A 9,694-nucleotide genomic window follows, 5' to 3' on the forward strand; every position below is an offset into this window, starting at 1 on the left:
GGGTAGATGCTCGCAGTGTAAGTCGGTAGGAAGCTATTCGATAGCCTCGTACGGAAGCCCGACGTAATTTTCTGCAATGGTTTTTTGCCCGGCTTGCGAGCTGACAAAATAGTCCAGTTCCGAAGCGCTGATGCGCTGGCTGAACTCATCGTGATCGTCAAAGCGATGCAGCATCGAAGTCATCCACCAGGAAAACCGCTCGGCTTTCCACACCCGGCGCAGGCAGATTTCCGAGTATTTTTCCAGCAGATCGGTGCGATCTTCGCGATAGACCTTCAGCAGAATGTTGAACAGCGTGCTGACATCGCTGGCGGCCAGATTCAAGCCTTTGGCGCCAGTTGGCGGGACGATATGGGCGGCGTCGCCGACGAGAAACATGCGCCCGTACTGCATCGGCTCGACGACAAAGCTGCGCAGCGGCGCGATGCTTTTTTCGATCGATGGGCCGGTCACCAGTTTTTCCGCGAGGGCGTGCGGCAGGCGTTTTTTCAGCTCAGCCCAGAAACGCTGGTCGCTCCAGTCATCGACGTTTTCATCCGCCGGCACTTGCAGGTAATAGCGCGTGCGCGTGGCCGAACGCATGCTGCACAAAGCGAAGCCGCGTTCGTGGCGGGCGTAGACCAATTCATCGTGAACCGGTGGCGTGTCGGCGAGAATGCCCAGCCAGCCGAATGGATAGACCCGCTCGAAAATCTTCAGGCAGTCGGCAGGAATGGACTGACGGGCAACGCCATGGAAACCATCGCAACCGGCAATGTAATCGCAATCGACGCGCCAGCTTTCACCGTCCTTTTCGAAGGTGACAAAAGCTTCGTCGCTTTTCATGCCGTGGGGAACGACATTGCTCGCTTGATAAATTGTTGGCGCGCCGGCCTCCCGACGAGCGGCCATCAGGTCGCGGGTGACCTCGGTCTGACCGTAGACCATCACGGTTTTGCCGCCGGTCAACGCGTGCAGATCGATGTGCACCTGACGCCCGTCCAGCGCCAGATCGAAGCCGCCATGAACCAGGCCTTCGGCATCCATTCGCTGACCGACGCCGGCCTGACGCAGCAGCTCTACCATGCCTTGTTCAAGCACGCCGGCGCGGATGCGCCCAAGAATGTAATCGGGAGTCTGGCGTTCGAGGATAAGCGTGTCGATGCCAGCGTTGTGCAGCAACTGGCCGAGGAGCAGTCCGGAAGGACCGGCGCCGATAATGGCGACTTGAGTTTTCAGGGTTTTCATTGTTTTTATGACTCGCAAGCTTCACGCAGCAACAGCCGGTGAATGATTTTATGGATCGAGTGCTTGCATTTTTCCCTTGCGGGTCTGTCAATTGAAGGTGAAAACTGAGCCGATACCTGTACATTCTGCCAATCGGTGCGATTATCGCCCATAAACCCGAGGCCTGGATTGAAGTATGAACAAGCCTGCCCTGCCTTCGATTCCGGTGTTCAAGCTCTACGGTGAAAGCCTGGACTGGCCGACCCCGGACTTGCTGCACTGTGAAACCATTTCCTCGCGCAGTCGCGAGCACCATTGGGAAATCAAACCTCACCGCCACGCAGATCTGTGCCAGCTGCTGTTCGTTTTCAAAGGTCAGGCAGAGCTTGAAATCGAAGGCCAGCGCACGCAGCTCGAGACGCCAGCGATACAGGTGCTGCCACCGTTGTCGGTGCACGGCTTTCGTTTTTCCGAAGATGTTGAAGGCTTCATCGTCACCTTGGCCACGCCGCTGATCAACCATTTGCAGGCGCAATTGGGCGATTCGGTACACGCGTTGGCCCGGGCGGAAAACTACCCGGCCGGCAAGGATGGCGATTATCTGAATAGCCTGTTTTCAGCGTTGCAGGCCGAGTACAACGGCCATCAACCGGCGCGGGAAATGCTCATGCATTCGCTGGTCAGTGTGATCATGGTCTGGGTCAGCCGCCAGGCGATCGTCCGCCACAAGGCCAGCCAACGACCGCAACGCCAGCGCGAATACCTCAACGGCTTCATTCAGTTGGTGGAAGAGACTTACCGCCAGCACGTCAAGGTCGAAGACCTCGCCCATCGCCTGGGCATTTCCGTGTCGCACCTTAACGGCACCTGCCGTGAACTGGCCGGGCAACCGGCGTTGCAGATCATGCACGAGCGGCAATTGCTGGAAGCCAAGCGGCTGCTGACCTACACCAGCATGACAATTTATGAGATGTCGGAGTTGTTGGGGTTTTCCGATCCGACCAACTTCACACGCCTGTTCCGCCGCCGCGTGGGAATTTCGCCAAAGGCATTCCGCGACCGCTTGAAGGCCGAGCAACAATCCTGAGAACATCGCCAGACCCCCGGGGGAGTTGCATTCCAGGTCAGGTCTATCAGCGCAATGCGTTCAGCGTGGCATTGTGCGGAATACACCGCTCATAGTTGCAGCTCGCATACTCGCGCGGCAGCTGGCGCAACTGCTCGACCCGCCAGGCAGCGGTGCCATACAGCGCCAGCGTGGCGGCGCAGGTGATGAAGATGGCGGCGTATCTTTTTGTTTTGATGTTCATGGTGTTCGACCTCTGAACGTCTACCTTGCGGTATTACTTTGAGCATAGGTCAGCGGCGCGCACTTGCCAGCGAGTGCGCTTGAGGATTTAGCCGGCCATTCAGCGAATTGATGCCCATGTGGGAGCGAGCCTGCTCGCGAAGGCGGTGGTGCAAGCGACATCAATGTTGAATGTACTGGCCTCTTCGCGAGCAGGCTCGCTCCCACAAGGGATCGGGTTTACAGGCCGGCATCCCAGGCCGGGGCATCGGGAAAGCGCTGCACGAGAAAGTCGAGCATGCTGCGCAGTGCCGCCGGCATGTGTTTGCGTGAGGCGTACACCGCGTAGATATTCATACGTCGCGGTTCTGCATGTGGCAGCAAACGCAGCAGTTCGCCGTTGTGAATATGCACGCCGGCCTGGTAGGTCGGCAGCATCGCCACGCCCGCGCCGGCCAGGGTTGCGCGCAGGAGGGTGCTGGCCTCGTTGGCGCTGATATTGCCCTGTACCGGCACCGATACCGGTTCGCCATCCTCCTCGAAATGCCACAGGCTCTTGCCGAAATAGGAATGGGTCAGGCAGTTGTGTCGGCTCAAATCCTCAACCGTCTGCGGCGCCGGATGCTCAAGCAGATAAGCCGGCGCTGCGCAGACCACCGAGCGGCACACGGTCAGGCGCCGGGCGATCAGATTCGGATCAAGATCGTTGCTGGTGCGAATCGCCAGATCGATACGCTCATCGACCAGATTCACCGTGCGGTCGAGCATTTGCAGATCGATGCTCACGCCTGGGTAAAGCTTGACGTATGCCGCCATCGCATCGGCCAGTTGCGCCTGGCCAAACGAGGTGCTCACGCTGATTCGCAGCAGTCCGCGCGGCGCATCATGGGGTTCGCTGACGGCGGCCTGCATGTCCTGCGACAGATCGATCATTTGCCGACAACGCGGGAGGATTTCACTGCCAGCGGCGGTCAGGCTCAATTTGCGCGTGGTGCGGTGCATCAGCCGCGCGCCGACCCAGTCTTCCAACTCCGCCAGATAGCGCGACACCACCGGCCGCGACAGGTCAAGGTGGTCGGCCGCCGCCGACTGGCTCCCCAAATCGACCACTGTGACAAATACCCGCATTGCTTGAAGCCGATCCATGATTTGCCCGCTTTCAGAAACAAACTATGTCCAAGCATCGCATTTTTTGTACTGAGTCTGGCAACTAAGCTCTGTTGCATCGCCAGACTGGCATTCGCAATCCGGAGCAACACATGATCGGCTTCACCCCCTTCAAACGCGTTCTGCTCGCCGCAGCATTTTTCGGCTTTGCCGCCCATGCATCCGCCGCCGAGCTGAGCCTTGATGTCTACAACCCGGGCACCCAGGCGATTTTCCCGGTCAGCTCGGTGCTGGTCAGCGGTGAGAAAGAAGCGATTCTGGTCGATGCGCAATTCGGCAAATCCCAGGCCGAGCAAGTGGTGGAAAAAATCCGCGCCAGCGGCAAGCAGTTGACCACCATCTACATCAGCCACGGTGACCCGGATTACTACTTTGGCCTCGACACCCTGATCAAAGCATTCCCGCAGGCGAAAGTATTGGCTTCGCAGCCGACCGTCGATCACATCAAGCACACCGTCGACGGCAAACTGGCCTACTGGGGGCCGAAAATGGGCGCCGACGTGCCAGCGAAAACCATCGTCCCGGACGTGCTCACGGGCGACAGCCTGACCCTCGAAGGCAAGAAACTGCAGGTGATCGGCCTTGACGGCAAACAGCCTGATCGCAGCTTCGTATGGATCCCGTCGCTGAAAGCGGTGGTCGGTGGGGTGGTGGTCGCCGAGAACATTCATGTGTGGATGGCCGACACCCAGACCGCGCAATCCCACGCCGACTGGCTGCACACCCTGCACACCATCGAAAGCCTGAAACCGCAAACCGTGGTGCCCGGCCATTACCTGGGCGACAGCAGCCGCTCGCTGGCCAGCGTGAAATTCACCGCTGATTACATTAAGGCCTTCGATGCTGAAACCGCCAAGGCCAAAGACTCTGCTGCACTGATCGCAGCGATGAAAAAGCGCTACCCGCAACTCGGCGAGGAAAGCTCGCTGGAGCTCAGCGCGAAAGTCGCCAAGGGCGAGATGCAGTGGTAAGCCGAACCTGAACACGCAGCATTTTCAAGCCAACTGGAGAATGTCATGAGCAAGATCGCAATCATTGGTGCCACCGGCCGTGCCGGTAGCCAACTGCTGGAAGAAGCCCTGCGTCGCGGCCATAGCGTCACCGCCATCGCCCGCGATACGGCAAAGGTCGGTGATCGCGCCGGTGTCGTCAGCAAGAGCCTCGATGTGCTGGATTCGGCGGCGCTGCAAGCGGCGGTGGCCGGTCACGACGTGGTGATCAGCGCAGCGCATTTCGCCACCGTCCCGGCCTCGGCGATTGTCGGGCCGGTGAAGCAGGCGGGGGTGAAACGTTTGCTGGTGGTCGGCGGCGCCGGTTCGCTGTTGCTGCCGGATGACACGCGGGTGATCGACAGTGCCGGTTTCCCGGCCGAATACAAAGCCGAGGCGAGCGCAGGCGCGGCCTTTCTGGAAGCGTTGCGTCACGAGCAGGAACTGGACTGGACTTTCCTGTCGCCATCGGCGGAGTTCGTCGAGGGTGAGCGCAGTGGCACATTCCGCGTCGGCAAGGATCATCTATTGGTCAGTGCCGAAGGACGCAGCTGGATCACGTTTGCCGATTACGCGATTGCGCTGATTGACGAAGTGGAAACGCCGAAGCATTCGCGCCAGCGTTATACCGTCGGTTACTAAGACCGGGCGAAGTCTCAATGTGGGAGCGAGCCTGCTCGCGAAGGCGGCATGTCAGTCAACATTCATGCTAAGTGAACGATGGCATTCGCGAGCAGGCTCGCTCCCACAGGCCAGTGTAGATTTTCAGCGAGACCAGGCCTGTTCGACCAACCAGTCCATCAATTGCTGAAGAGCCGCGCAAGGTTCCGCGCCCTGCGGCACCACCACGTAATACGCCAGCCCCGTCTTCACCTTCAATTCAAACGGCATCACCAGCCGCCCGGCGTCCAGATCATCACCAATCAGCGACCAGTCCCCGATCGCCACCCCCGTGCCGTGCGAGGCCATCGACATCGCCTGATCCAGCGTTTCGAAATGCTGCCCGCTGCCAAGGTTGCCCAGTCGCAATCCTGCTGCATCGAGCCATACCGACCAGTCCTGAATGTCGTGGGTCGGGTGCAACAACAGATGATTCTGCAAATCCCTGGGTGAATTGAGCGCCGGGGAGCCTTTGAGCAATTGCGGCGAGCAGACCGGTGTCAGTTGCTCGTCGAACAGATGCAGCGCGCCTGGCGAATGGTCAGGCGGCGGGCCGTAGATTACGGCGGCATCGAAGGGCTCGCGCTGAAAATCCACACCGTGTTGCAGCGAGGCCGTCAGTTTCACCGGCACGTCCGGGCGTTCCTTCTGCCATTGCAGCAGACGCGGTAGCAGCCAGCGCATCACGCAGCTCGGCGCCTTGAGTTGCAAGGTTTGTCGCGTCCGGCCGATGTGCTCGGCCGCCTCGCTGATCAGCCCGAAGACCTTCTCCACCTGCGGTAGCCATTCACGTCCTTCGGCCGTCAGCGCCAGCCCTCGGGCCAAACGAATGAACAACGGATAACCGAGCTGTTCCTCCAGCCCGGCGATCTGCCGACTCACCGCGCCTTGAGTGATGTGCAACTGCTCGGCGGCGCGAGTGAAATTGCAGCATTGCGCGGTGATCCAGAACGTGTGCAGCGCGGGCAGGGGTGGCAGGCGTTTCATGGCGATCCGAGGTATGACGTGAGGACATGGCTAGTATGACTTTTAATCGATTGTTGCTGCTAGGTGTGCGCCGTTCCAATGGGCACTCCACGGACCCTGTGGGAGCGAGCCTGCTCGCGAAGACGGTTTCATCATCAACACCAATGTTGACTGATCTGGCGCTTTCGCGAGCAGGCTCGCTCCCACAGGGGTCCGGTGTCTGTCTATGGGAATGAAGGGCAATCAACATGGCAACGTGCGGCGAAGTACTGGTCAGGCTGTTGGAAAATTACGGGGTCGAGCAAGTGTTCGGCATTCCCGGTGTGCACACCGTTGAGCTGTATCGAGGCCTTGCCCGTTCAAGCATCAACCACGTTACGCCTCGCCACGAACAGGGCGCCGGGTTCATGGCTGACGGTTACGCGCGCACCAGCGGCAAGCCCGGTGTGTGCTTCATCATCACCGGCCCGGGCATGACCAATATCACCACGGCCATGGGCCAGGCTTACGCCGATTCGATTCCGATGCTGGTGATCTCCAGCGTGCAGTCGCGCAGTCAGTTGGGTGGTGGGCGCGGCAAGTTGCATGAGCTGCCGAACCAGAGCGCACTGGTCGGCGGCGTCGCAGCGTTCTCGCACACGCTGATGTCCGCTGCCGAACTGCCGGTGGTGCTTGCTCGCGCTTTCGCGCTGTTCCAGGCCGGACGACCGCGTCCGGTGCACATCGAAATTCCGTTGGACGTATTGGTGGAAGAGGCCGATGAATTGCTCGCCAGCGTGCCGGTGACTATCGACCGCGCCGGCGCCGCTCCGGCTGCCGTGGACCGCATGAGCGAACTGCTCGCGACTGCTCAACGACCTCTGATTCTTGCCGGCGGCGGTGCTATCGACGCGGCAACGGAGCTGGCCCGACTCGCCGAATTGCTCGACGCTCCTGTGGCGCTGACCATCAACGCCAAAGGCATGCTGCCGACCAGCCATCCGTTGTTGATCGGCTCGACACAAAGCCTGGTCGCCACTCGCGCACTGGTCGCTGAAGCCGACGTCGTGCTGGCGATCGGCACCGAGCTGGCCGAGACCGATTACGACGTCACGTTTGCCGGCGGCTTTGAGATTCCCGGCAAGCTGCTGCGCATCGACATCGATGCCGATCAGACCGTGCGCAACTACCCGCCGCACGTGGCACTGGTCGCTGATTCGCGCAACGCCGCACAAGCATTGCTCAGCGCCTTGTCGCACCAACCGCTGGCCGAGCGCCGCAGTGATTGGGGCCAGGTTCGCGCCGCGCGTCTGCGTAATGAACTGGCCGCGAGCTGGGATGCGCCAACGCTGGCGCAGACGCGTTTCCTCGAAACCGTGTTGCACGAATTGCCCGAAGCGGTGTTCGTCGGCGATTCCACGCAACCGGTGTACACCGGCAACCTCACCTTCAACCCCGAGCGTCCACGTCGCTGGTTCAACGCATCCACCGGTTACGGCACGCTTGGCTATGCGTTGCCGGCGGCGATTGGTGCGTGGCTGGGCGGCCAACTCGATAACGGCGCGCGACCGCCAGTGGTGTGCCTCATCGGCGACGGCGGCTTGCAATTCACCCTGCCGGAACTGGCCAGCGCCGTCGAAGCGCGGGTGCCGGTGATCGTGCTGCTGTGGAATAACCAGGGTTACGAGGAAATCAAAAAGTACATGGTCAACCGCGCCATTGAACCGGTCGGCGTGGACATCTACACCCCGGATTTCGTTGCCGTAGCCAAGGGCCTCGGTTGCGCCGCACAAGCCATCAGCAGCATCGACGAATTGCGCGCAGCGCTGCGTAAAGCGACGGACCGGCAAGGCCCGACGCTGATTGAAATCGACCAGAACCAGTGGATGCAGGCGGTGGCCCAATGATCAGTTTTCCAACCACACTCGACGGCCTCTACATCAATGGCCAATGGTCGTCGGGCCGCGAACATCTGCGGGTGATCAACCCCGCTACCGAAGCGCTGCTGACCACCGTCAACGGGGGTGACGAGCAAGCCGTGGATCAAGCGATCAGCGCGGCGACCGAGGCGTTCAAACGCTGGTCGAAAACCACCGGCACCGAGCGCGCGGTGATCCTGCGCAATATCGCCAACGGCGTGCGTAACGGTCGCGAACACTTGATGAACCTGCAGTCGAGCAACAATGGCAAACCGCAGTTCGAAGCGGCCATCGATGTCGATGACGTGATCGCCACTTTCGACTATTACGCCGAACTCGCCGAAGGCCTCGATGCCGGTCAGGACAGCAACGTGCCGCTGCCCAGCGAGGATTTCAGCGCACGCTTGCGGCGTGAGCCATGCGGCGTGGTCGGGCTGATCGTGCCGTGGAATTTCCCCATGGTCACCACCGCGTGGAAACTGGCACCAGCACTCGCCGCCGGTTGCTGCGTGGTGCTGAAACCCTCCGAAGTGACGCCGTTGCCGGAGCTGGAACTGGCGGCGATCATCGCTGAATCCGGGTTGCCCGACGGCGTGTTCAATCTGGTCTGCGGCACCGGGCTGGCGGTAGGCGCGCCGTTGTCGGCCAATCCTCGCATCGCCAAGATCTCCTTCACTGGCAGCAATGCGGTTGGCGTGCAGGTGATGCAACGCGCTGCCGAAACGGTGAAGGGTGTGAGCCTTGAGCTGGGTGGCAAATCGTCGTTGCTGGTGCTGGCGGATGCCGATCTGCAACTGGCGGTGGAACTGGCCTGTGGCGGCGCGTTCTTCAACGCCGGGCAGATGTGCTCGGCCACCAGTCGGGTGCTGGTCGCCGAGCAATTGATGGATGAATTTCTTCAGCGTCTGCAAAAACGTGCGCAGGCGATTCGAGTCGCCGATCCGTTCGACCCGGAAGTGGAGATGGGCGCGCTGGTCAATCAGGCGCAGTACCAGCGGGTGCTTGGGCATATTGATCGCGGCCTGAGTGCGGGGGCGCGTTTGCTCTGTGGCGGCAATCGTCCGGCGGATTTGCCGCGCGGTTATTTCCTGCAACCGACGGTGTTCACTGATGTGCCGCTGGACAGCGCGTTATGGCGCGAAGAGATTTTCGGCCCGGTGGTGTGTGTGCGCGGTTTTGCCAGTGAGGCCGAAGCGATTGCCTTGGCCAACGACACGCAGTTCGGCCTGGTCGCGAGTGTAGTGACGCGCGATGCCACAGCGGCGGATCGCGTGGCCAATGCGTTGCAGGCGGGGCTGGTGTGGATCAATGCGCCGCAGGTGATCTTCCCGCAGGCGGCGTGGGGAGGGTACAAGCAGAGCAGTGTTGGACGCGAGCTGGGGCCTTGGGGGGTGGCGGCGTTTCAAGAGATCAAGCATGTGATCCGCGCGCTCTGATCACAGAGATGTATCGCCTGGACTGACCCCTTCGCGAGCAGGCTCGCTCCCACACTGGAATGCATTTCCCTGTGGGAGCGAGCC

Annotated in this window: 9 protein-coding genes; 5 read left to right on the forward strand and 4 right to left on the reverse strand. The window is 60.8% G+C overall.

The window, feature by feature from the left end:
• Positions 1-33 precede the first annotated feature (33 nt).
• A complete protein-coding gene (gene pobA / locus AC4IHP_RS07830) occupies positions 34-1,227 on the reverse strand; it encodes a 4-hydroxybenzoate 3-monooxygenase (RefSeq protein ID WP_490831363.1) in 1,194 nt (397 codons plus the stop codon).
• Between the two features lie 175 nt (positions 1,228-1,402).
• On the opposite strand from pobA, the gene AC4IHP_RS07835 reads away from it, so the two are divergent.
• Complete coding sequence (locus AC4IHP_RS07835) at positions 1,403-2,293, forward strand: helix-turn-helix domain-containing protein (RefSeq protein ID WP_460064975.1); 891 nt, start codon at positions 1,403-1,405, stop codon at positions 2,291-2,293.
• Positions 2,294-2,339: 46 nt separating this feature from the next.
• Here the strand turns inward: AC4IHP_RS07835 and AC4IHP_RS07840 are convergent, their stop codons facing one another.
• Both AC4IHP_RS07840 and AC4IHP_RS07845 read right to left on the reverse strand, forming a co-directional pair.
• Entirely contained in the window at positions 2,340-2,516 is a 177-nt protein-coding gene (locus tag AC4IHP_RS07840; RefSeq protein ID WP_016773438.1) for a hypothetical protein, read from the reverse strand.
• Positions 2,517-2,734: 218 nt separating this feature from the next.
• Complete coding sequence (locus AC4IHP_RS07845) at positions 2,735-3,640, reverse strand: LysR family transcriptional regulator (protein WP_460121090.1); 906 nt, start codon at positions 3,638-3,640, stop codon at positions 2,735-2,737.
• Positions 3,641-3,753: 113 nt separating this feature from the next.
• Here AC4IHP_RS07845 and AC4IHP_RS07850 point away from each other — a divergent pair, with 113 nt between their 5' ends.
• Together AC4IHP_RS07850 and AC4IHP_RS07855 are read left to right on the forward strand one after the other, a co-directional pair.
• Positions 3,754-4,632, forward strand: coding sequence for an MBL fold metallo-hydrolase (locus AC4IHP_RS07850; protein WP_490831364.1), 879 nt, complete (start codon positions 3,754-3,756; stop codon positions 4,630-4,632).
• A gap of 45 nt (positions 4,633-4,677) precedes the next feature.
• A complete protein-coding gene (locus tag AC4IHP_RS07855; protein WP_490831365.1) occupies positions 4,678-5,292 on the forward strand; it encodes an NAD(P)-dependent oxidoreductase in 615 nt (204 codons plus the stop codon).
• Positions 5,293-5,415: 123 nt separating this feature from the next.
• On the opposite strand, the gene AC4IHP_RS07860 is transcribed toward AC4IHP_RS07855, so the two are convergent.
• Positions 5,416-6,297: a LysR substrate-binding domain-containing protein gene (locus AC4IHP_RS07860; protein ID WP_460121084.1), complete on the reverse strand. Its 882-nt coding sequence runs from the start codon at positions 6,295-6,297 to the stop codon at positions 5,416-5,418.
• Positions 6,298-6,524: 227 nt separating this feature from the next.
• On the opposite strand from AC4IHP_RS07860, the gene AC4IHP_RS07865 reads away from it, so the two are divergent.
• A complete protein-coding gene (locus AC4IHP_RS07865) occupies positions 6,525-8,162 on the forward strand; it encodes a 5-guanidino-2-oxopentanoate decarboxylase (RefSeq protein ID WP_490831366.1) in 1,638 nt (545 codons plus the stop codon).
• Entirely contained in the window at positions 8,162-9,610 is a 1,449-nt protein-coding gene (locus AC4IHP_RS07870) for an aldehyde dehydrogenase family protein (protein ID WP_490831371.1), read from the forward strand. The genes AC4IHP_RS07865 and AC4IHP_RS07870 overlap by 1 nt, the downstream gene beginning before the upstream one ends.
• The last annotated feature ends 84 nt before the right edge of the window (positions 9,611-9,694 follow it).

Source organism: Pseudomonas sp. UF-293 (assembly GCF_058245595.1).